Origin of the sequence: Methylobacterium variabile, assembly GCF_001043975.1 — a bacterium.
Taxonomy (GTDB): domain Bacteria; phylum Pseudomonadota; class Alphaproteobacteria; order Rhizobiales; family Beijerinckiaceae; genus Methylobacterium; species Methylobacterium variabile.
In genome coordinates this window covers 1-19,350 of the sequence record NZ_LABY01000096.1, presented here as the reverse complement: position 1 = coordinate 19,350, position 19,350 = coordinate 1, and the positions used below count along the sequence as shown (strand labels likewise).

Genomic DNA, 19,350 nt, shown 5'->3' with positions numbered 1-19,350 from the left:
GCGGGGCAGTCTCGTCGCGCGGCATGCGGGTCCTTGGCTCGGAGAGGGACGGGGAGGTCGCGAAGGCGGCCGGACCCTGTCGAAATCCGCCCCGTGGGTCAAGACGGACGGGGCGCGGGCGGGCCCCGCGCCTCCAGGGGGAGGGAGGACCGGCCGCCGGGTTAACCCCTTCTCAAGGGGGCCGGATCTACAAGCTGAGGACAGAGGCGCCACCCGGCGCCTCCCCCGATGATCCAGGCGGGATACGTCGCGCACGGGGATGCGCCGCACCCGCGAACGGAGCCGTAAGCCATGGCCCTTGACCTCGGCATGCCGATCCTCGTGGTAGACGACTACCAGACGATGGTCCGCATCATCCGCAACCTGCTGAAGCAGCTCGGCTTCGAGGATGTCGACGACGCGTCCGACGGCACCGGCGCCCTGGCGAAGCTGAAGCAGAAGAAGTACGGCCTCGTGATCTCCGACTGGAACATGGAGCCGATGACCGGTTACGAGCTTCTGCGCCACGTCCGGGCCGACGACGCCCTGCGCACCACGCCGTTCATCATGGTCACCGCCGAGTCGAAGACCGAGAACGTCATCGCGGCCAAGAAGGCCGGCGTGAACAACTACATCGTCAAGCCCTTCAACGCCCAGACGCTGAAGACGAAGATCGAGGCGGTCTGCGGCGCCTGATGCCGGCGAGCGTCGGCCTTGATCCAGGCCGACGCGCCGGGCGCGAGACCGTGCGGCGTGGCCGGAGGCCGGCCGCACCGCCCGCGCGGGATCATCATGCCCCCGCGCCGGTCCGGGACAATCAATCCGTGGGGAGCAATCAGGTGCTCAGGCAGATGGCGGCAGGACCACGGTCCGCACTCTCCCGGCTGCTCGGAGGCAATACGCCCATGGCTCGCACGAGCAACGCCCAACCGGCGAGTCCAGCGATCCCGGTGAACGAGCTGCTCGAGATCGCCGATTACATCACCAAGCTGAAGCGGGGCATCGCCGGCCTGCGGGCACAGGAGCTGACCCGCGACCGCATCCCGATGGCGCATGACGAGCTCGGCAGCGTCGTCGCGGCCACTGCGAGCGCCACCAACCGCATCATGGAGGCGGCCGAGGCGATGCTCGCCGTCGAGGCCAAGACCCTCGACGAGTACCGCACCAAGGTCGAGGCCCATATCGGCGACATCTTCGAGGCCTGCACCTTCCAGGACATCACGGGCCAGCGCATCTCCAAGGTCGTGGAGGCCCTGGGCCAGCTCGAGAAGCGCCTGTCGCAGTTCTCCACCGTGGTGAACGTCCGCGACGGCGAGGCCGAGCACGACCCGGAGGAGGCCCGCCGCAAGGCCCGGGCGGAAAAGCTGATGCTCAACGGCCCGCAGCTCAAGGGCCCGGAGACGCCGCAGGACGCGATCGACGCCCTGTTCTCCTGAGCGACGCGCGACCGACGAATCGGACCGGGGTGCGACCGCCGCGCCCCGGCCTTCGCGCGCGCGCTACCAGCGCAGCAGGTCGATCACCCCGTCGGGGTGGACCGCCTGCGCCTCGAGCCAGTGGGCGATGTCGCCGAGGGGCGCGCCCGCCGCGACGCCGAGTTCCTCGGCGTGGATGCCCCGCGCCACCAGGAGCGCGGCGATGCCGAAGGCCCGCGCCCCGGCGACGTCGGTGCGGATGGCGTCGCCGATCGCCAGCACCCGGTCGCGGGGGAGGGGGCCCGCGCCGTCGAGCCCCTCCGCCGCCGCCAGCGCCGCCTCGTAGACCGGGATGTGCGGCTTGCCGGCATAGACCACGCTCCCGCCGAGCTCCTCATAGAGCGCCGCCACGGCGCCCGCGCAGGGGATCAGCCGCTCGCCGCGCTCCACCACGAGGTCGGGATTGGCGCAGATCAGCGTCACGCCCCGGGCCGCCCAGGGCGCGAGCCGGGCCCGGTAATCCTCCGCCGTCTCGGCCTCGTCGTCGAGGAGCCCGGTGACGACCACGTGGGCGGCGTCCTCCGGCCCACCACGCTCAAGGTCGAGGCCGTCGAAGACCGGCAGGTCGCGGTCCGGCCCGAGATGGTGCATCGGCGCCCCCGCACGCTCCGCCAGCAGCCGGCGGGTCAGGTCGCCCGAGGTCACGATGGCGTCGTAGGCGCTGCGCGGGACACCGAATCCGTCGAGCTGCGCCTGCACGGCGCTGCCGGGCCGGGGCGCGTTCGAGACCAGCACCACCCGGCGCGGTCGCTCGCCCGGCAGGGCGCGGAAGCGCGTCAGCGCCTCGCCGGCGGCCCGGTGGGCGTGGACGCCGTCGTGCAGCACGCCCCACACGTCGCACAGGATCAGGTCGAAGCCGGGCGCGATGCCGGCGATCCCGTCCAGGATCGCGACCTCGCCCGGATGCGCCGCGCGGAACGTTTCGGCCATGCTCGCCCCCACCCTTGCTGCATCGCAGCACAAAGCCCCGCCGGACTTATCGCCCGCGGAGCGCGAAGGCAATGACCTTGTGAAATCGTTTACATTGACTCTTCCGCACGGCGAGACCGCTCGGCCCTGGGAGGGGCTCAGCAGGCTTCGCAAAAGTGGTCACTGGTTTGCGACAAAACCCGCGACACATCAAAACCCAAGCGGATGAAGCGTCGGCCTGACCACAGTCCACGACACTGGGCGGCAGCCGGGCTGGAAAGGCGAGACGCTCCTCGTCAGGCTCTTCCCCTTTCCCGGACGACTGGAGCGAAGCGGAAGGAGATCCGGGATCCAGGGGAGACGTGCCGCGAAGTGGCTCTGCCTGTGCAACGTTGCAGGCAGGCGGACGCTCCGCGATTTTCCGTGCTGGATCCCGGATCTCCTTCCGCTGACGCTTCAGTCGTGCAGGCCCGTTCCGGGCCCGGAAAGGGGTGGCACGTCACTCGCTCGCAACCGGGCCTTGATCCGCTGCCACACTCGACGCCGGCGGCCCTGCCCGACGGCCTGGCGTCGGTACCAGGCCACCTGCTCTTCCCTGAATTAAGATGCAAATGGAAAATGCCAAATATATTGAATTTGAAAAATGATAGAATGGTGAAATTATTTACTTCTGCAAAAGAATAAAGATTTTCTGGTGCGGACGGCGGGACTCGAACCCGCACGACCAGAGGTCGCAAGATTTTAAGTCTCGTGCGTCTACCGATTCCGCCACGTCCGCGCGGGCGCTGCCCTGCCGGTCCGGGTTAGCCGGGGCAGGAGCGCAGATCAAGGGGCGTCACGCCGGCCCGAGCGGCCGCCAGCCGTAGAGCCAGGCGTAGCGCTCGGTCATCTGCACCGGCCCCAGCCGGCCCATCACCGCGTCGCGGGCGGCGGAGACCAGGGTGCCGGCGTGGTAGATGCGGCCGTTGCGGCGGGCATGGGCCTGGATGGTCCGCACCCGCTCGGCCCGGGCCTTGGCGTAGCGGGCGAGCGCCGCCGGTACCGGCTGGCCGGGGACGAGGCAGGCGGCGAGCACCACGGCGTCCTCGATCGCGAGCGCGGCGCCCTGCGCCAGGAACGGCAGCACCGGGTGGGCGGCGTCGCCGAGGAGCGCGATCCGGCCGCGGGCCATCGGGCGCGCCGCCGGCCGGTCGACCAGGGACCAGACGAGCCAGGATTCGGGCCGGGCGAGCAGGCCCGCCAGCGGCGGGGCGGCGTCGGCGAAGGCGGCGCGCAGGCGGGCGGGCTCGCCGCGGGCGCCCCAATCCTCGTTGCCGCCCGCGTCCGGCACCACGGCCACGAGGTTGAGGCGGCGCCCGCCGTTGATGGGATAGTGCACCACGTGCCGGCCGGGGCCGAGCCACAGGCCGGTCTCGTCGGCGAGGAAGTCGGGCGGCACGGCCTCGCGGGGCAGGGTGGCGCGCCAGGCGGCCTCGCCGCGGGGGCGCAGGGGGCGCCGGTCGAGGCCGGACCGTAAGGAGGAGCGCACGCCGTCGGCCGCCACCACGAGGTCGGCGGCGAGGGTCTCGCTGCGGCCCCCGTCGCTGGCGAGCGTCAGGGTGGCGCCCGCGGCATCCTCCCGCACGCCGGTCACGGCGCGCCCGACGAGCAGGCGGATCCCCGGCCGGCCGCGGGCGGCGTCGAGCAGGATGGTCTGGAGGTCGGCCCGGTGGACCACCCAGTAGGGCGCGCCGAAGCGCTCGCGCATCGCCTCGCCGAGCGCGATCTCGCCGATGTCCCGCCCGCTGGCGAGGCCGCGGATCCGCACCCGGGCCGGCTCGCCGGCGACGCGGCGCAGGGGCAGCCCGAGGCCGAGATCGCTCAGGATCCGGCTGGCATTGGGCGAGAGCTGGAGCCCGGCGCCGACCTCGCTGAAGGCGGTGCGCCGCTCGACGAGCGTGACGTCGTGCCCGCGGGCGCCGAGCGCCAGCGCCGCCGTGAGGCCGCCGATGCCGGCGCCGACGATCGCGACGCGCAGGCCCGGACGGTCCGGGACGGGGCGGTTCACCGACGAAGCGTTACTCGGCAGCAAGGCGGGCGCGGTCGTCCCAGACGCTCGAGGCCGGCTCCGCCGTGCCGGCCTTCAGGCCCGGGCCGTAGCGGTAGAGGGTCGAGCAGTACTGGCAGATGATCTCGTCGTCGGCGCCCATGTCGAGGAAGACGTGGGGATGGTCGAAGGGCGGCAGCGCGCCGATGCACATGAACTCCTTCGAGCCGACCTGGATGACCGGAACGCCGTCCTGGTTGTGGAAGTGCGGGACCGCCTTGTCTGCCATCGCGTCCGAGTTCCTGCCTGTGGGGGCGCGGCCCCCAATGCCTGGGTCTTGTCCGGAGTTCTCCTAGCCCCTCGGGGCGGCCGCGCCTAGGGGCAGCGGGGCCCGGCAGGCCCCCGCCGCCGTTTGGTCACGGTCTTGCGACATCGGGGCGCCTCGTCCCAAGGCCTCATCCGGAGGCTCAGCGACAGCGAGAGGATCGCCCGTGACCCGTTTCCTGCCGAGGCTCGCCCTCATGGCCGCGCTCAGCGGCGCCTCCCTCCTCGGCGCCGCCCCCGCGGCCCAGGCCCAGAGCCGGACGGTGGTCGGCGCCGGCGCCGGCGCGGTGGCGGGCGCCCTGGTGGCCGGTCCGGTCGGCGCGGTGGTGGGGGGCGTCGTCGGCGCCGCCTGGGGCGAATCGGCGAGGCGCCCGCGCCGGGCCGCCCGCCGGGTGCGGCGCCACCACGCGCTGCGTGCCGCTCCGCCCCGGCCCGTCGCAGCCCGGCTCGCCCAGCGAGCCCCGGCTGCGGAGCCGGCGCGGGCGCGGGCCTGGGTCAACCCGCGCTGAGCTGCGCGGCTCAGCGCCCTCGTCCTTCGTCGGAGGCCTCGGGCATCGGAGTCCTTGGCTTCGGGGCCGGAAGCGCCTACATCGTGAAGCATCCAGACCAGCGCCAGCAGCAGTTCCCGGGCCCCCGATGAGTCGTGACGAGCAGAGTGCGGTCAAGGAAGGCCGCCGGCAGGAGCCGCCGATCCATGGCCCCGAAGCCTTCGAGGGGATGCGCAAGGCCGGCCGGCTGACCGCCGAGGCCCTCGACCTGCTGATGGAGGCGGTGGCGCCCGGCGTCACCACCGAGGCGCTCGATCGCCTCGCCTACACCTTCGCGATGGATCACGGCGCCTACCCGGCCTCGCTGCACTACCGCGGCTACCCGAAATCGATCTGCACCTCGATCAACCACGTCGTCTGCCACGGCATCCCGAACGACAAGCCCCTGCGCGAGGGCGACATCGTCAACCTCGACATCTGCCTGATCGTCGACGGCTGGCACGGCGATTCGAGCCGCATGGCCTATGTGGGCGAGGTGCCCCGCAAGGCGGCGCGCCTGTGCGACATCACCCACGAGGCGATGATGCGCGGGATCGCGGCGATCAAGCCCGGCGGCACCACCAACGACATCGGGGCGGCGATCCAGGCCTTCGCCGAGGGCGAGCGCTGCTCGGTGGTGCGCGACTTCTGCGGACACGGCCTCGGCCGGACCTACCACGACGCGCCGACCGTGCTGCACTACGTCGAGCCGAGCTACAGCGTCGTGCTGCGCCCGGGCCAGTTCTTCACCGTCGAGCCGATGATCAATCTCGGCCGCCCGGCCGTGAAGGTGCTGGCCGACGGCTGGACCGCCGTGACCCGCGACCGCTCCCTCTCGGCCCAGTTCGAGCACACCGTGGCGGTGACCGAGACCGGCGTCGAGATCTTCACGCTCTCGCCCAAGGGGCTGGACAAGCCGCGCGACACCGCCGCCTGAGCCCGCGCCTCTCGCCATGGCCCGCCCGCCCCGCAGCACCCCCGGTTTCGCGGAGGCCGGCGGACCCGAGCCCGTCGCCAGGGGGGCCGGCATCAAGCCGGAGGAGCCGCACTACCACGGCCACCGCGACCGCCTGCGCGCCCGCTTCGCGCAAGGCGACACGCTGCCGGACTACGAGTTCCTCGAACTGGTGCTCTTCCGCTCGATCCCGCGGCGCGACGTCAAGCCGATCGCCAAGGCGCTGATCGCGCGCTTCGGCAGCTTCGCCGAGGTCATCAGCGCACCCGCCGAGCGGCTGCTCGAGGTCGACGGCATCGGGCCTTCGGTCATCGCGGACCTCAAGATCATGGAGGCGGCCGGGCGCCGCCTCGCCCGCGGGGCGGTGGCCGAGCGCACCCTGCTCTCGTCCTGGGCCGCGGTGATCGACTACTGCCGGGCCGCGATGGCGTTCGCGCCGCGGGAGGAGTTCCGGCTGCTCTTCCTCGACAAGCGCATAGCCAACACTAAGTAACTGACATTATTGGTCTTTCGCTTCGCACGGCCGACGATTGTTACACGGTGATGTGACGCGGTATCGCAGGCCTGCTGGTGCCCTGGATCGGATCGCTGGCGGCAGGGGAGGGACGGCGTCGGGCGGGGCTACGGGAGAGGCTTCGGGCTCAAGGCGATGGCGGCCGAGATTGCGAAGATTGAGGCCCCTGAGGCGGTGCGGGTTCTGAGGTGGTCTGAGGCGCAATCACGCTTGACCTTACATGATGTTTCTGTTTTGTTCTATAAACTCTGCAGCGCTACGCCATGAGGATGCCATGCCCGACTCGAATGGTATTATGACGCCAGACGAACTAAAAATAGCAGCCGCATGGTTGGACCAAAAAGTCGTAAACCCTCAATTTTGCACCTCTTGTAATCAACCAGCTAGGAAGCTTGACACACAGATTCATTTGATGGGAAAGGTGACAGGACGGCCGCCTAACGTTGTGACAAATCCAGGCGTTGGGCTAGCGGTATTCACAATGGAATGCTCTAATTGCGGCTCTAGCGCCTTCTACAATGCCGTGAAAGCAGGCATCCTCGGCTAAAGGGGATTTGATTTTACTAAGGGGTAAGCCAGACAGATGCGGCGGGGAGCCTGCCCTCAAGCCAGCTCCCCGCTACCCTCACGCCTCAACCACTACCTCGCCGGAAGGACCCCTCCGAGGTCACCCCGGTCGCCTTTCCCAGCCTCTCCAGCGCCTCAGCGCCGGTCTGGCGGTTCGTCTTCGGGATCTCCTTCGCCATCGAAGCGGCCCGACCCTGAGCCTCCCTCATGGCCACCGCCTGGCGCACGTTCGGGTCCCGCATGAGGAGCTTCATGCGGTATGCTAGGGGCGGAGAACAGACCCAGCGACCTACTCTCCGGTCCTCAGGGCTACCTTCGCCTCAGTATGGCGACTTCGTTCCAACCGCGCCCGTATAGGGGTTCACGTTTCCGCGGGTCGAGTAGTTATCCAGCTTCGTGCTGTTCGGGTTGGTCGCATGGTGCGGCGCCACGTAAGTCCCGTGCGAGTTCGTATAGCCCGAGACAGAGTGGCTGTGTGAGCTGGACCCAGACCCATAGCCGCCATGACCACCACCGCCACGAGCCTCCGCGCCGCCCGAGACTGCAATAAGCCCAGCCACTAGGCCGGCAGCCATCCAAAACGTCTTCATTGAGCATTCCCCCGCAGGCTGATGGACTTGATGCGGTCTGCCATGCAACCTTAAGCTCGGCCGCAGGCAATGCGCAACGGGGAGGTAAGGCGTGCGCTGGCGATCGGTGAGGGCACTCTTAACGGCCGGTGCCTTGGTGACCGGCTTCGTGACCGGCCTAGAGGCCCGCGAGTACCAGGAGCCACGGGAGCGGGAGCTGACCACCCATCGGCACTATGTGAACGTGGACGGCCGGACCATCCATTCACCAGCCAAGACAAGGGATGGGCGCCGCCCGGCCGGCGCAACCGCGAAGTGTCGTGATGGTAGCTGGAGCTTCAGCAGGCATCACCGCGGGACGTGCTCGGGGCACCACGGGGTCGCCGCCTGGCTTCGGTGAGAGGAAGGCGGTAGGTGATAGCCCCCTCACCCCTTCCCACCCCGCACTGCCCGCAGCTTCATGAACCCCGGAGGCAGTGCGTCAACGGCACAACGGCTCCGGCCGCTCGCCGTCCGGAAACAGCTCCTTGAGGCGCGTGTGGACCACCTCGGCCGAGAACGGCTTGTTGAGAAACACCGCGCCCTCTGGCAGCTCGCCCGGTCCCGGTGAACGCGCTCCCGAGGCGACGAGGATCTTGATGTCTGGCCAGCGCCGTGCGGTCTCGCGAGCTAGATCGAAGCCGTCCCGGCCGCCAGGCATCTGCACGTCGGTGAAGAGCAAGTTCACCTCGTCAGCGTGGTCCTCAAGGAGGCCTATCGCCTCTGCAACGTTACCAGCCTCCAGGGCTTGGAACCCTGCCTCCTCAATGATCGCGGCGGCATCCATACGGATCATCGCATCATCGTCGGTGACGAGGGCGAAGGGCTGGCGAGAAGGATCACTCATCCGCTCACAATGCCGGCCGTGCCCGATAGTTTCTGACGCGATAGACTTATTAGTTTAGTGGATCGTCAAAGCGCATCGCCGGTGTCGTCCAGGCGCCCACGGACGAAGCCTCGGGAGATGAGCCGGCTGCGCTCGCGGGTCCGGCGCTCGGCTTCCAGAAGGTCCACCAAGGCATCCGTGATGGCGCACCGCAGGGCCAGCGCGAGGTCGCCTGAGGTCTGCGAGAGGTAGGCCGCGGCGATTGCCTCGACGGGGCATGAGGTGCCGGAGGGAGCAGAGGACGTAGGGCTGTGAGCGGGGCCGGTGTGTCTCGCCTGCATCGTGGTGCCCTCCGTCCGAATCGACCTAGAACGAACAGGGAACACGCCACGGGGCGGTTGGTTCGGTCAAGGCAGGTTCGAGGCTGTGAGGCGAGTTGGAGTTGCATTGATACGGACTGCACAAATTCTTTTTTCGTAGCGAGGTGCAGGGACTCGCCCGACTCGGCGATAGGGCTTAGTGTCAGCATCGCCAATGCTGCCGTAGGGCTACGCCGCATCTGCCGCGGTCCACAATCTTGCAGCACCATTATCCGTTGGGCGAGCCAGGGCAATGTCAAGGTATCCGCACCTAAGCTACAGCATGAGGGACGTGAGGCGGGCCGGCGAGATAATAACAGGCGATTTGATATGGAAGCCGGAGACAGAAAATGAAATTCGGTCAGCTTTTTCGATAGCCAACAACTGGCGCGACTCGCACGCCTATCCGATGCGTAGCATTCGATTTTCACTCCTGATTCATATTCGCAATCAGAAGTTGGCAGGCTTTAGCGCCGCAAGGCTCAAACGTATGCAAGCCATAAGGCGCAAGCTCCGTAAGATGCAGGCAAGGGGCAAGCCGCTGAACTTGAACCAGCTACAAGACCTTGGAGGATGCCGCGCCATAATGAGGACGATGGACGACGTCAATAGGCTGGTGGAAGGATTTAAGGAAAAGTCGAAGCATGAGTTTCGAGGGGAGAACAATTATATAATCTCTCCAAAAGATGACGGATACAGAAGCCACCACTTGAAATATGCATTTCGTGGCACTGGGGAGCTAGAGCGCCACAATGGGAGACGCATCGAGATTCAGGTCCGCACGATGCTTCAGCATTCATGGGCTACAGCAATCGAGGCGGTAGGACTTTTTAGAGGAGAGGACTTAAAGGGGAGCGACGGAAGCACAGAGTGGCTGCGCCTCTTCCAACTTATGTCGGCCGAGTTTGCCGAAGCAGAAGGCTGCTTGCCGCCGCCGGGGATGCCTAGCCGCGAAGCGCGGGTGCAAGAGCTAAAAGGTCTATCTGATCATCTTGACGCACTGAATGCACTTGAGAGCCTTAGCCACGCAACACAATGGGACCTTGAGGCGATCAGACCACGCGACAAGCCTACGCACTATCTCATAAAATACAACAGAGATTCGCGAAGAGTTGAAGTTTTGCCGTATTATAGGCCCGTATTCGCTGTGGCCGCGTACGATGATGCTGAAAATAGTGCTCGCACCTTTGACTCTCAAGCTTCAAATATAGTACTGGTGGAAGTTGATAAGATCGATAATCTTAAAATGTCTTATCCTAACTATTTTGGAGATGTGCAAACTTTCAGAAAGAATCTTAGTTTGGCGGTCACAGGCAAAAGCATTGAGGAATATGCGATTACGCCGCAGGCGGTAGCAACTCCGAGGCCTGTTGAGCGGATCGACCCATCCTGGCTGCGAAGTCGCGGTCGGTGGACGTAATGTGATCGTATCTGGCTTAGTGAGGCGCTAACGGGGAGTCGGCACAAAACCCAACTCCCCGCCACCATCACACCTGCGGCGGCTGGCCTACTGCTGCGTCGGTATGACCCCGCTCAGGTCCACCCCTGTCGCCCTGCCCAACTTCTCCAGAGCCTCGGCGCCGGTCGCCCGGTCCGACTTCGCGCCATCCCTCGCGGCCACTTCGGCACGAGCCTTGAGGTTCTGCTGATAGACCGCCTGCCGGACGTTCGGGTCAGCCATCAGCAGCTTCCCGGCCGCTTCGCGGTACTTCGCGACCGTGCCGGTGAACATCGCCTGCTTGGTGCCCTTGGTCTCCGCCTTGCCGTCCGGTGCCTTCTGGTAGGCCGCAGTCCGCATGATGCGCTCTACCGTCGCCTTCATGCTCGGCCCCCGCGGCAGATGCCCGGCAAGCTCCTGGTAGCGGTCATAGGCGTTCCGCCCGTCCGCCGTGCGCACGTCCCGGAGGTCCACGCCTCGGAATGCGGAGTCCGGTGGACCGAACGGCAACACGCCCGCTTCGTCCACCATGCGGCGGACCTCGGCGTCCACCAGACCCCCGGCCCCGTGCACCCAGAGGCCTTTATGGACCGTCAGGGGATCGCCGAAGATGTCACGCTGCGGCGGGAGGCGGTCGGATAGCCCAGGCACGGTAGCCTTGATCTTGTCCACCACGCTCCGGGTCTCCCTCATCAGTGGGTCCGGGTTGATGAACCGCAGCCCCGAGGCGAACGGCACGAAGTTGGCCGCCATGCCACCCGCCACCTTCCCGAGGCTCCGGTCCGGGGTCCGCAACACATCGAGCGCGTCATTGAGCGAGGTCAGGTAGGTCTTCTGGCCGAGCTGCTTGACCAGGGAGAGGAAGACCCCGCCGAGGGCCGCCACCGCCTGCTCCCCCGGGCCATCGCCATCATGGTCCCGCTCCCAGATATCGACCACGTCCGCCATGATGCCAAAGGGCATGGCGATGGGATCGTACCGGCCGAAGTTCACGTAGGTGGGCTTCCCGTCCTCGCCAGGGATTACGAAGCTGTAGGGCTGCCAGCCGGCGGCCATCAGCGTCTTCTTCAGCTCGGGGTCGCTCGGGCCGCCTCCGGTCACGTAGCCCGCATGGGTGAGCATGGCGGCGGTGCCCATGAACAGGGAGCCCATCGCCGCCTGCCCGATGGCCTGGGCCTGTTTCTCCGCACCCATCTCGCCCCGGATCATCTGTTGGAACTCCTTCTGGGCGTAGTTGAGGATAGGCGTCATCTTCCAGCCCGTCCGCAGCACGTTGGTGGGCGTCCTCACGAAAGGCACGATGAACCGCAGGGCCGGCACGGAGCTGGTCCCGGACTGCACCCACTTGCCCAGCGTGTTGGGCAGGAGGTCTTGCTGGAAGGTGGCAATCTGGGCCTCTTCGAGGGCCTTCAGGTCCACCGCCCGGCCGGCATCATCGAAGGCCGCGTTGAGGGTCTGGCGAACGTGCTCGGTGAGAGCCGGACCCTCCAAGCCGGCCTCGATGCCCTGACCGTGAGCCGCCGCCATGACCTTCGAGCGGTAGACCACCTGCTTGACCAGCTCATCCACGGAGCCAAGGGCGCGGGTCGGCAGGCCGGCCGCCTTCATGAACCCCGTATAGGCGTTGGAGAGGATGTTCGGGATCGAGTCCCACTGCTTGAAGCCCTCCGCCACCCAGTTGACGGAACGGCCCGCCGAGCTGGCGCTTAGCTCGGCCGAGTGCGGGGCGAGGATGCTGTCTCCGATCTGCCAGGTACGGACGGCATCGCGCCAGGCTTCGTGCAGCGAGCCGGCCATATAGGCGTACTGCCGGGCGTTCTCAGCAACCCGGGCCATGTCGCCCTGGACTGCTCCGCCAAGCATCCGCTCCAGGGGTCTCCCGAACAGCATGTAGCTGTTGGTCGAGAGGTTCACGAAGTGGGTCCGCAACCCCCAGAGGAGATTGTTGACGTACAGGTACGAGGCGTCGTCCACCACCTTGGACCAGAAGCCCTGCCTGAGGAGCCTGTCGGCAACCCGAGGGTCCCGCCCCGCCGACTCGATGAGATTGAGCATCTGGGCATCGGACAGCTTCGCCATCGCCGCCACGTCCTCCGGGGTATACCCGAACTCGGCCCGCTGCCGCCGGAGGGTCCTCGCGGCGTTGGCCACCATGGCCGCGCTCTCGGCCCGCGCGGTGGCCGCCACCTGGTAGTGGCCCCGAAGCGCCTTCATGGCCTCCGAGAGGTCCCCGCCGAACTCCTCCAGCATTCCGAGCTTGATGCGGTCCGCGAGGTTCTGGGCGTCCTGGGCAGCCCGCAGGGTGATGAGGTCGGCCGCTGCTACGTCTGCCACCAGCCTGTCGGCGTTCCGGCCGGCGAGCTGGAGGGCGCCCATCAGCATCTCGGGGTCATCGCCGTAGATGGCCACCCGCTGCTGGATGAGGCGGTCCTGCATGGCGTCCGAGCGCACGCCCGTAGGCCCGTCACCGCCCTTCGCCGCGGCAATCTCCCCGGCGAACTCATCGGCGACACGGCGGATGACCTGGTCCAGCGATGAGGTCCCCGGGGCCGTGCCGGGCTCCAAGGCGAACTTCTGCCACGGGATGCGGCCCCCGTCGCCGAAGCGGTACCCCCGATCAATGGCGCCTTCCCACCCGCCGGGCTGGAGGAGCTGTTCGGTGTCGGCCCGGCTGTGGGCGATGAGACGTTGCACCTGGTCATCGGTGATGTCGAGGAGCCGGGGGGCGGTGGTCTCGGCCTGAGCCGGCAGAGTGCCGGGTAGACCCCCTTCCTCCGTCCTGACACCGGGCGGCACCTCTTCGGGCAGCGCCGACACGGTGGCGTTGCGGGGGCCTTGAGCCGGCATCGCGGAACCCGCCGGGGCAGCCTCCGGCCCATAGTCCACAGTCTCGCCAGCCGCCTCCCGCTCCGCCAGGGACCTTCGGGGGCTCCGGGCCGACATGGCGTCGGACGCGAGGGCATCCGCCACGGGGGCAGGCGCCGGGGGCGGCGGGAGGGCTGCCTCCGCCTGGGCCACTTCCTCAGGGTGCTCCTGGCGGATCGCCTCGACGGTTTCCAGGTCCCCCTTGCTGGCGGCCAGCTTGGCATCCTTGTGCGCCACGGCGGCGGAGAGGTCCTTCAGGGCGGCAGCGGTGACCGCCTGCTCACCCGAGCGCAGGGCCTTGAAGCCCGCCACGCTCGCCGCGAAGACCCCCGCCAGGGCGGCATCCACGCCGATGGACTCCAGGGCGTTCTTCGCCCGGCCGAGCGCCGCGGAGTCCCCGGGCTTGCTGGCGAGGAACTCGGAGACGGGGTTCTGGAGGGCGGGGAACTGCTGGACCAGGTCCGAGAGGCGGGGCCCGGAGGGGTCGAAGGCCACCGCACCCACCGCCGCCGCCTTGGCGGAGGAGAGCACAGCGGCGCCCTTGCGGGAGGCTTCCAAGCCGCCGATCGCCGCGCCGGCCGCCGGGACCGCCTTGGCGATGCCCACCAGCTTACCGGCGCCGAGCATCCCGGTGGCGAACTGGGAGAGGCCCGACACGAAGGAATTGCCGATGCTGGCGTTGCCCAGGTCCTCGTCGAGCTGCTCCAGGTCGCGCCGCATCCCGGACTTGTCCTCCTCGGCGGTCTTGCCGAAGATGAAGTCCTTCGTCTCATAGATGGACTTGGCGGCACCCGTGACGATGGCCCCGCCGACCTGACCGGCCGGGGAGAGGCGCTCGATGAGGCGGCCGGTAGATGCCGGGGTAGCGGGGGGCTGGGCCTGCGGGGCCGGCGGCGCCATCAGGGCGTCGAACTCCTCCAGGGTTACCCCTGTCGGGCGGGCTGCTAGGGCCTCGGGCTTCGCCTGAGCGGCTGTAGACCCCTGCACCGGGGGCAGGCTGTCTAGGAAGGCGTCGATGTCGTCTCGCGGTGCCGGGGCAGCGGTAGGGGTGGCCTGAGGCTGGGCCTTAGGGGCCTCGGGCTCGGCCATGAGTTGGCGTAGTTCTTCCGGTGTCATGCGGTTAGTTGATCCTCATCGGACGATCGCATGGGCGGCTCAAGGCCCGGCTCCACGTCGCTCGCCGTCTGTTCCAGTTAAGGGGACAGGCTGTTCGGGCATCGAGACCACCATTGCGAGATGGCCCGGTGACGTAGACAGCGATGGGGGGTATGCGAGGACTTAGGCCGTACTCCCCGGCCTTCGGCTCCGGGGTGCCTCTCGCGGGAGAGTCTGACGAGGGGCAACACCCCCCTCTGCTCCCCGTCCCTGACCAGTAGGTCGGCCTTGTCGGTAACCTACCCGGGACCATGGGGCGGACCTGCAAAGCAGCCTCACGCTCGTGAGGATTACGTCCGCGTCGGGTTGCTTCAGTGCGAAGCTAGATGAAATGATAGTAGGCTTCGAGATGGCGTCAAGTGGATGGGATGAAGGAATTGTCACTCATCGGACTTGGTCTTGGTGGTGGCCGGGGCTGCTTGCAAGGCCTAGAGGAGACATAAAGGCTCCAGCAAGCAGCCAACTCGCTAAGTCACTGATATTGCTCGCCGTAATCGATATTTATGGACACACCGAAGTGGTTGGTGCAGGAAGCAAAGGCGGTCTCCAGCGCTAGCTTAGCCCTCTGTGCCTCGGATCGGGCCACCAAGACGGAGTCGTGCAGGGGCAGCGCGGTCACACCCTGGCGGTTCAAATCGTCCAGGGCGGCCAGGAGAATGCTGCTCTCTACGAACGTCAGGCGGTAGCCGTAGCCGCACCAGAAGTGATGCGCGATCGGCGCGTGGTACCGCTCGACGGCAGCAACCACGTCCCGCGTCTTGGTGCCCGGGGGGAACTCCTCCTGTGCCTCCCGCGGCATGTGCGTGAACCGCCCGGAGGCGAACAGCATCGCGCTCAACAAGACCTTGAAGGCCGCCCGACAGGTTCCGTCCCCGCGGATGTCGTAAAGGTCCCGGTCCGGCACCGGCAGGCCCGCCAGCACGTAGCAGAGGACGGGATTGAGCGACCGTAGATCGACGTTGCAGACGGGCTCGCCCTCGGGGTGCCGCGCCGACCCGATACGGAGCAGGCGGAAGCGGTCAGCCCGACGCATGTTCTCCCACGCGCCGCCCCAAAGCCGGCCGCCTTCCTTCCAAGAAGAGTTGTTGAAGCCGCGCCAGACCGTCCGCCGGAGCGGGTCTACCATCTGGCCGCCCTTCGTGAGACCAAGCGACCCTGCGTCGTCCTCGAACCAGAATGGCGCGTCCTGGAGAATGCGGTTGATCCGCTGGACCTCGCGCCGGAGCTTCCGCGTGTGCCCGGTGTCTGCGTACTCGGCTCGCTCGCTGGTGGTCGCCCCCGCCTCCTTACGGGCCTTGAGCACGAGCACCTCGGCCTCGGGCTCGCGCTGGAAGTCCCGCCAGGTGAGGCCCGGAGGGGCGTAGCGGTCGAGGAAATCAGCGGTCGGCCGCACGGTGGACGGCGCAGCGCCGCCTCCCCTGTAGCTGTAGCCGCGGGTCAGGTTCTCGATGAGCGCCACTTCAGGCCGGGCCATGAGGTCGAGCACGCCCGTGAACGCCAGGCCGTAGCAGGCCGGTTTGTAGCGGCTCTTCCCGCGCAGCGCTGACGTGTCCCGGAGCACGGCCAAAGGGCGGCTGAGCGGGTCCATCGTGCTCCATAGCAGGTTCACGCCGATGGCCTCCGCGGCGAGGTGGAAGCTGGTGAGGGCGGCCCGGTCCCGCCGCCGCTGGCGAAGTCCGAGCTTGGCTTCGTGGGCCTCAAGGTCGGCTATCAGAGCCTTCACGGCTGCCTTCAGTCGAGGAGAGCCGGCCCGCTTCTGCGGGTCGAAGCGGAGCCAGCCCGCTTCAACGCCACGGTAGACAGGCTGATCGGGTTCGGGAGCCGAGGCGGGCTCAAGCTGTGCAGACCCAGAGACTGTAATAATATCACACACGTGAGCGTGACCCTTCAGTATCCCCGAGTTGCGAGCAGCTTGCGTTGCCAGGTCGGCCTCCAGCCCGGCATGTGCGACGGATGCGGGCCGTACTTCTCCTGCTTGCGCTGCCGGATGGCGTCCCGGTCACGCTCGGTCACCGCCCGGCAAATCTCTTCCACCTCCTCCCCCATGAACCGAAGCACTTGGCCGCTGGATCGCGGGTAGACGTGCAGCTCGGCAGGTGCCGTGTTGCCGTTCGGAAGCGGCATCTCCCACCGCCAATGTGTGCCAGACGCCAGCCGGTGCAGGGCTTTGGCGGTCTGGACGATGCGGAACTCCGGAATACGGTGAGCCTCCCGGTCATCCTCGATGCACGCGGCCATCCCAAGGTGGACCGCGAGCAACCGGGCAGGCGGCACCTCGGCAGCGTGAAGCCGCATGAAGGCTACCTTCGCCCGGTACTTCGGGGACCGGCCCTTGATGTCGCTCGCCCGGGGAGCCGGCCCGCCACCGCCCGAGCCCCAGAGGAGCCCGTCGAGGCACTGGAGGACGTGGCCGATGGTTGGGTCAGTCTTCTGCCTCTCCTGTATCCACGCCAGAGCGGTCTTCACGTAGGGGCGGAGGTCGGTGGCCTTGATCGGCGGGGCGAACGGGGACCCGTGCCGGGCCCTCCGCTCTACGTGATACTTGCACAAGGCGGTCCCGAGCCCGACCCCTACGGCCCGCATCGTCGGCCGGCCGCATCCCATGACGGTACAGCGTTGATGGTGGTCCTGTGCCGGGGATGAGATGCGGGTCTTGAGTCGTGCCCGTTCTTTGCGGAGGTCGGACGGGGCAGGCATCAGTAGTCGTCCACCTCGGAAGAGCCCTTAGTCAGCGCCGGAAATGCGAGACGCTTGCCGCGTTTGTTCTTTGCGTTCGGCGCAATCGGCGCGGCCCAAAGCTCGGCGTCTGACAGCTCGTTGTAACGGGCATCCGCTTGAGCTTTGGCGGACTTCGTCAAGTTCTTGGCTCGATCATCCGGGCTCTGGAACACCAGGCGTACCGTTAGGCGCTTCTCCGCCGCGACACGATAGAGGTCTTGAGCGGCATCGAATGCCACAGCCTCCGTGCCGTTAGAGCGGCGCCAGCCGGTCGGGTAGAGGTCTGCGATGGTCTTCTCTGGCGTATAGATTGTGACATCAGCACCGTCCTCCACAGTCTCTATCACGCCGAGTATCGACTTGACATTGGCGTACCACTGGTGGCGGTTGGGCTCCTTGCTTGTAAGGCAGTTATTTACAGCGACCGTCTGCCACCCGTCATAGGAAATAATCCAGGCCGAGGCTGAGATGCCAAGAAAGGCTTGTCGGGGGTTGGAGGTGGACGCGACGGCCCAGGCCACAGCGGGCTTGCGCTCGTCCGCGCGAGTGTCGTTCATGCTTGGGCGGTCCTTTAGTTTGCGGCGTCGTAGCCACGTGTTTGAACGTAAGAGTGTGCAGACGACCTTCAAGGCATCTAGATGGGTAGACCGCATCAGCGCTGCGTTGGGCGGCCGATACAATGTCCTTTACTGAGGACATTGGAACCCTTGCGCTGCAATGATTTGCGTGGGGCGGCATACCGGAATGAGACACAATTGGACCGCAGGGGTGACTCTGACCTCCACAAAGTGCGTCAGAATGTCATGTCAGGCCGCTGTGTGGTCTCAACGCTGGTCCGTCGTCTTCTCGCAGCTCAAGGCTTCATCCTGGCTGCGGGTACGCGGCCCAGCTTCTGACGCTTCTCCTTCTTGGCCAGCCTCGCCACGGCTGCGGCTGCCTTCTCCGCCTCTCTCCGCTCTTTGGCTTCTTCCCGGAGCCGTTTCCGTGCTGCAATCGCCAAAGGGCTCATGGCCAATCCGACTGAGGGCGGCAGACGCTTACTGAAAGGCCCGAACTCGGCGACCGCCTCGCGATACTCCCGACGCCGCTTGGCTTGCTCAGTCTCGCGCTGCATTGCCAGGCGGAACGTATATGATTTCTCGTTGATAGGTTCGGCCGGCACAATGCCTTGTCGGTTCGGTTTCAGCGGATACGGCACCTCACGGAAGCTACGGCTGTTGATGAAGCGCAGGACGTGCTCAAGTGTGAACGCACGTCGCGATGGCCCGTCACGCGTCCCAAAGTCCACATATTCGATATGGCCGAGCCTGACGTGAGCCTGAAACGTCTTAGCGCTCATCGGCAACAGCTCGCACAGCTGAGCCGCGGTAACTGTCACCTGCTTTTCAAAGATCGCCGCAAGCGGGGGAGGCACATCGGACAGCATACGGGGTCCCTCCGCGGCTGATTCGAGACCGCCGAGGTTACCCCTGCTTCTGCTTGATACCCATATCCTCTACGCAGGCGGTCGCGAGCCGCAGACCCAGCGGCCTAGCGCCTTGGAGTGCATAGCCTCACGAAGTCCATCACCTGCGCTAATGTGAAGGCCTTTTGAGAGGCCTTGCCCTCGGACTGCACCGCGAGGTACTCGATATTGCTGTGCTTGATGTGCTTCCTCAGCAATCGTGCATCGATCGGGAGGAGTCGGCACAGCTCGGGGCCGGAGATGGTGGCCTTGCGCTTGAAGGCCTTCGCGAGGGCGGGAGGGGTGTGCCCGTAACTCGACAAGGTCTGCTCCTCCCGCTTTGCGCACTGCTCAAGAGAGCCCTCAGCTTACCAACGCAGGCACCAGCCCCGCACCCCCACCCCCATCAGAGGCCAGCAGCATCTCCAGGTCCGCCAGCCGAGCCCGCAGCCCCTCCAGGAACCCCTGCGCCCCGTCGAGGTCGGCCCGCTCCAGCTCCGGCACGAACCAGCGGAGGTGAGCGCGAAGGGCTTCAGCGTCCGCCCTGGAGCCGCAAGGGGCCTCCTGGACGGCGTAGGCGGCCTCTCGGGCCTCCCCCTCGGCATCCCACCGCACGTCCCCGGTCTCCGCCGTGGTGGCCTGAAGCCGGCCCCACGCCTCC

17 protein-coding genes, 1 tRNA gene and 2 pseudogenes are annotated in these 19,350 nt (G+C 67.1%); 7 read left to right on the top strand and 13 right to left on the bottom strand.

Annotation, left to right across the window (positions count from 1 at the left end; translation table 11 throughout):
* Nucleotides 1-291 precede the first annotated feature (291 nt).
* Both VQ02_RS14935 and VQ02_RS14930 read left to right on the top strand, forming a co-directional pair.
* Complete coding sequence (locus VQ02_RS14935) at nucleotides 292-675, top strand: response regulator (protein ID WP_048427618.1); 384 nt, start codon at nucleotides 292-294, stop codon at nucleotides 673-675.
* Between the two features lie 209 nt (nucleotides 676-884).
* Nucleotides 885-1,415, top strand: a complete 531-nt coding sequence (locus VQ02_RS14930) for a protein phosphatase CheZ (RefSeq protein ID WP_048444991.1) — start codon at nucleotides 885-887, stop codon at nucleotides 1,413-1,415.
* Nucleotides 1,416-1,478: 63 nt separating this feature from the next.
* Here the strand turns inward: VQ02_RS14930 and VQ02_RS14925 are convergent, their stop codons facing one another.
* From VQ02_RS14925 to VQ02_RS14910, 4 genes are all read right to left on the bottom strand, one after another.
* Nucleotides 1,479-2,384, bottom strand: coding sequence for a TIGR01459 family HAD-type hydrolase (locus VQ02_RS14925; RefSeq protein WP_048444990.1), 906 nt, complete (start codon nucleotides 2,382-2,384; stop codon nucleotides 1,479-1,481).
* A 671-nt stretch (nucleotides 2,385-3,055) separates the two neighbouring features.
* A tRNA-Leu gene (locus VQ02_RS14920) sits at nucleotides 3,056-3,141 on the bottom strand.
* 57 nt (nucleotides 3,142-3,198) lie between these two features.
* Nucleotides 3,199-4,410, bottom strand: a complete 1,212-nt coding sequence (locus VQ02_RS14915; RefSeq protein ID WP_048444989.1) for an FAD-dependent oxidoreductase — start codon at nucleotides 4,408-4,410, stop codon at nucleotides 3,199-3,201.
* 10 nt (nucleotides 4,411-4,420) lie between these two features.
* On the bottom strand, nucleotides 4,421-4,678 hold the full coding sequence (locus VQ02_RS14910) for a zinc-finger domain-containing protein (RefSeq protein ID WP_048444988.1): 258 nt from the start codon (nucleotides 4,676-4,678) through the stop codon (nucleotides 4,421-4,423).
* A gap of 202 nt (nucleotides 4,679-4,880) precedes the next feature.
* Here VQ02_RS14910 and VQ02_RS14905 point away from each other — a divergent pair, with 202 nt between their 5' ends.
* The 3 genes and pseudogenes from VQ02_RS14905 to VQ02_RS14895 all read left to right on the top strand — a co-directional run.
* Entirely contained in the window at nucleotides 4,881-5,222 is a 342-nt protein-coding gene (locus VQ02_RS14905) for a DUF456 family protein (RefSeq protein ID WP_209437021.1), read from the top strand.
* Nucleotides 5,223-5,349: 127 nt separating this feature from the next.
* Nucleotides 5,350-6,177, top strand: a complete 828-nt coding sequence (map, locus tag VQ02_RS14900) for a type I methionyl aminopeptidase (protein WP_048444987.1) — start codon at nucleotides 5,350-5,352, stop codon at nucleotides 6,175-6,177.
* A gap of 16 nt (nucleotides 6,178-6,193) precedes the next feature.
* Nucleotides 6,194-6,670: pseudogene (locus VQ02_RS14895) on the top strand (JAB domain-containing protein); the annotation flags it as partial.
* Nucleotides 6,671-7,341: 671 nt separating this feature from the next.
* Here VQ02_RS14895 and VQ02_RS37115 read toward each other — a convergent pair.
* Complete coding sequence (locus VQ02_RS37115) at nucleotides 7,342-7,530, bottom strand: hypothetical protein (protein WP_157080635.1); 189 nt, start codon at nucleotides 7,528-7,530, stop codon at nucleotides 7,342-7,344.
* Nucleotides 7,531-7,957: 427 nt separating this feature from the next.
* On the opposite strand from VQ02_RS37115, the gene VQ02_RS39165 reads away from it, so the two are divergent.
* A complete protein-coding gene (locus VQ02_RS39165; RefSeq protein WP_209437020.1) occupies nucleotides 7,958-8,245 on the top strand; it encodes a DUF3761 domain-containing protein in 288 nt (95 codons plus the stop codon).
* A gap of 81 nt (nucleotides 8,246-8,326) precedes the next feature.
* On the opposite strand, the gene VQ02_RS14890 is transcribed toward VQ02_RS39165, so the two are convergent.
* Together VQ02_RS14890 and VQ02_RS39160 are read right to left on the bottom strand one after the other, a co-directional pair.
* On the bottom strand, nucleotides 8,327-8,731 hold the full coding sequence (locus VQ02_RS14890; protein ID WP_048444986.1) for a response regulator: 405 nt from the start codon (nucleotides 8,729-8,731) through the stop codon (nucleotides 8,327-8,329).
* 65 nt (nucleotides 8,732-8,796) lie between these two features.
* Complete coding sequence (locus tag VQ02_RS39160; protein ID WP_048444985.1) at nucleotides 8,797-9,051, bottom strand: hypothetical protein; 255 nt, start codon at nucleotides 9,049-9,051, stop codon at nucleotides 8,797-8,799.
* A 301-nt stretch (nucleotides 9,052-9,352) separates the two neighbouring features.
* Between VQ02_RS39160 and VQ02_RS35660 the strand changes: the two genes are divergently transcribed.
* The gene (locus VQ02_RS35660; RefSeq protein WP_167350744.1) at nucleotides 9,353-10,489 is read left to right on the top strand and encodes a RelA/SpoT domain-containing protein; all 1,137 of its coding nucleotides are present in this window, start codon (nucleotides 9,353-9,355) and stop codon (nucleotides 10,487-10,489) included.
* A gap of 87 nt (nucleotides 10,490-10,576) precedes the next feature.
* Here VQ02_RS35660 and VQ02_RS14880 read toward each other — a convergent pair whose 3' ends face one another.
* The 6 genes and pseudogenes from VQ02_RS14880 to VQ02_RS14855 all read right to left on the bottom strand — a co-directional run.
* The gene (locus VQ02_RS14880; RefSeq protein ID WP_157080634.1) at nucleotides 10,577-14,272 is read right to left on the bottom strand and encodes a hypothetical protein; all 3,696 of its coding nucleotides are present in this window, start codon (nucleotides 14,270-14,272) and stop codon (nucleotides 10,577-10,579) included.
* 727 nt (nucleotides 14,273-14,999) lie between these two features.
* Nucleotides 15,000-16,250: a hypothetical protein gene (locus tag VQ02_RS14875; RefSeq protein ID WP_048444983.1), complete on the bottom strand. Its 1,251-nt coding sequence runs from the start codon at nucleotides 16,248-16,250 to the stop codon at nucleotides 15,000-15,002.
* Between the two features lie 164 nt (nucleotides 16,251-16,414).
* Complete coding sequence (locus VQ02_RS14870; RefSeq protein WP_157080633.1) at nucleotides 16,415-16,993, bottom strand: hypothetical protein; 579 nt, start codon at nucleotides 16,991-16,993, stop codon at nucleotides 16,415-16,417.
* Nucleotides 16,994-17,223: 230 nt separating this feature from the next.
* Nucleotides 17,224-17,802 (bottom strand): hypothetical protein, encoded by a 579-nt coding sequence (locus VQ02_RS14865; RefSeq protein WP_048444982.1) that lies wholly within the window; start codon nucleotides 17,800-17,802, stop codon nucleotides 17,224-17,226.
* A 296-nt stretch (nucleotides 17,803-18,098) separates the two neighbouring features.
* Nucleotides 18,099-18,671, bottom strand: coding sequence for a hypothetical protein (locus tag VQ02_RS37110; RefSeq protein ID WP_157080632.1), 573 nt, complete (start codon nucleotides 18,669-18,671; stop codon nucleotides 18,099-18,101).
* A gap of 381 nt (nucleotides 18,672-19,052) precedes the next feature.
* Nucleotides 19,053-19,350 (bottom strand): annotated as a pseudogene (locus VQ02_RS14855) (hypothetical protein); the annotation flags it as partial.

Excerpts from the sequence above, each read along its gene's own strand:
- VQ02_RS37115 (WP_157080635.1), bottom strand. The coding sequence starts at position 7,530 with ATGAAGCTCCTCATGCGGGACCCGAACGTGCGCCAGGCGGTGGCCATG.
- VQ02_RS14910 (WP_048444988.1), bottom strand. The coding sequence starts at position 4,678 with ATGGCAGACAAGGCGGTCCCGCACTTCCACAACCAGGACGGCGTTCCG.
- VQ02_RS35660 (WP_167350744.1), top strand. The coding sequence starts at position 9,353 with ATGAGGGACGTGAGGCGGGCCGGCGAGATAATAACAGGCGATTTGATA.
- VQ02_RS14930 (WP_048444991.1), top strand. The coding sequence starts at position 885 with ATGGCTCGCACGAGCAACGCCCAACCGGCGAGTCCAGCGATCCCGGTG.
- VQ02_RS37110 (WP_157080632.1), bottom strand. The coding sequence starts at position 18,671 with ATGCTGTCCGATGTGCCTCCCCCGCTTGCGGCGATCTTTGAAAAGCAG.
- VQ02_RS14865 (WP_048444982.1), bottom strand. The coding sequence starts at position 17,802 with ATGAACGACACTCGCGCGGACGAGCGCAAGCCCGCTGTGGCCTGGGCC.
- VQ02_RS14890 (WP_048444986.1), bottom strand. The coding sequence starts at position 8,731 with ATGAGTGATCCTTCTCGCCAGCCCTTCGCCCTCGTCACCGACGATGAT.
- VQ02_RS14925 (WP_048444990.1), bottom strand. The coding sequence starts at position 2,384 with ATGGCCGAAACGTTCCGCGCGGCGCATCCGGGCGAGGTCGCGATCCTG.
- VQ02_RS14935 (WP_048427618.1), top strand. The coding sequence starts at position 292 with ATGGCCCTTGACCTCGGCATGCCGATCCTCGTGGTAGACGACTACCAG.
- VQ02_RS14880 (WP_157080634.1), bottom strand. The coding sequence starts at position 14,272 with ATGGCGCCGCCGGCCCCGCAGGCCCAGCCCCCCGCTACCCCGGCATCT.
- map (WP_048444987.1), top strand. The coding sequence starts at position 5,350 with ATGAGTCGTGACGAGCAGAGTGCGGTCAAGGAAGGCCGCCGGCAGGAG.
- VQ02_RS39160 (WP_048444985.1), bottom strand. The coding sequence starts at position 9,051 with ATGCAGGCGAGACACACCGGCCCCGCTCACAGCCCTACGTCCTCTGCT.